This is a genomic window from Pseudomonas sp. P5_B2, from assembly GCF_056400445.1.
Genome location: NZ_JBFULH010000853.1, coordinates 1 through 1,478 on the forward strand (window position 1 = coordinate 1; position 1,478 = coordinate 1,478).

Below are 1,478 nucleotides of genomic sequence, written 5' to 3' on the forward strand. Positions count from 1 at the left end.
ACCTTGAGCTTGCGCATCTGGCTTTCCTGGACGCCGTCACGGGCCCACATCAACTCGTCTTCCGGGCCGACGTCGATGACGAACTGATCGGACAACCCGTCAACGGTGGTGGCATCGGTGCGAATGGTTGCGGCTTGACGCAGCTTGGCGATGTGCGCGCGATCGGCCTTGGGTTTGCCGGTTTCGGCGCGATCGTGCTTGATCGGCTTGACGCCTTGGATCGCACTTTTGAACAGGGAAAAATCGTCGTCTTGCATGTCAGCCTCCGCGAAGGGCGGCCAGTTTACCCAAGTCGAGGCGCTATCCATAACAATTGAGGCCTGGCAACTACCAGGCCGTCTGTTCAGTCGTGTTTTTTCATCAAGTGTGGAGACATGTTCAGCCCGCGCGACTGGCGCGAACGGCGCCGACAGCGACGCCATAGCCATACGCCGAGGTACAACATGAACAGGCCAACCGCCAAAACCACTGCGGCACCGGTGCGGCTGGTGTTCAGTTCGCCCAGTGCGGGTACATGGCCAAAAAGACTGGCGGCAGCGGCCATGGCGACCAACACACCGCACGTTGCCAGCAACGCGGCAAACGCGGCGCCAATTCGAAAACGCCAGTTGCGTTGGCCTTTGGACCGCAAACGGCGAGCGTCAAAACCATCGGATAACTTCATTCCGACCTTCCTCAATGGGTATCGGCCCTTCGACCGGGAGTTGACCGGGTTGTTCCTGAGGCTAAGACAATTGCGGCAAACGCGAGACTTTTGCGGATGAGCGGCAATATTGGCTACTCATCCCGGGCCGATCAAATCAGATCATGAGTCAGCGCGAGTGTGGCGAAGTTATCCGCCATGATCGCCATTTCGGTCTGCTGAACGTGCTCGGCGCTCAATACGCCGCCCTTGTAAGGCAAATCCCGCGTGGCGCAGGCGTCTTCCACCAGCGTGCAACGGAAACCGAGGTTCTTCGCGGCGCGCACCGTGGTGCTGACGCTGGAGTGACTCATGAAGCCGCAGACGATCAGGTCAAGGGCGCCGAGGTCTTCCAGGCGCGTTGCCAGTTCGGTGCCGTGGAACGCACTCGGCAGCATTTTGCCGATGATGGTTTCGTCGGCCAGTGGCTCAAGGCCGGGGATGAACTCACCGCGCTCGCCTTGTGGGTCGAACAGCCCGCCGACCGTGCCGAGATGGCGTACATGCACGATGGTGCGACCGGCCGCGCGGGCAGCCGCCAGCAATTGCTTGATGTTCGCGACGGCAGCGTCCATGCCGCTCAGGGCCAGCGGACCGCTGAGGTACTCTTTCTGTGCATCAATGATGACAAGGGTCGCATGGCTCAGATTGGCTGCTGCGTAACCGCGGCCGCTGAGTTGAAACATCGTTTTTGGAACAGACATTCTGGGGCTCCTTGGAGTGGGGCTTTTGCGCCATTGTCCTCTGGCTGAGCGGTTCTGTGAATGGCTACTATTGTAGATGTCGTCTTTACTGG

At 59.7% G+C, this 1,478-nt stretch carries 2 protein-coding genes and 1 pseudogene; all 3 read right to left on the bottom strand.

Going from position 1 to position 1,478, the window contains the following annotated elements; genetic code table 11:
* Positions 1-257, bottom strand: a pseudogene (locus tag AC1DRJ_RS27420) (Smr/MutS family protein); the annotation flags it as partial.
* Between the two features lie 86 nt (positions 258-343).
* Positions 344-664, bottom strand: coding sequence for a hypothetical protein (locus tag AC1DRJ_RS27425; protein ID WP_477804910.1), 321 nt, complete (start codon positions 662-664; stop codon positions 344-346).
* A 131-nt stretch (positions 665-795) separates the two neighbouring features.
* Positions 796-1,386 carry a cysteine hydrolase family protein gene (locus tag AC1DRJ_RS27430; RefSeq protein ID WP_477804911.1) on the bottom strand — a complete coding sequence of 197 codons (591 nt, stop codon included), beginning with the start codon at positions 1,384-1,386 and terminating at the stop codon, positions 796-798.
* Positions 1,387-1,478: the final 92 nt, after the last annotated feature.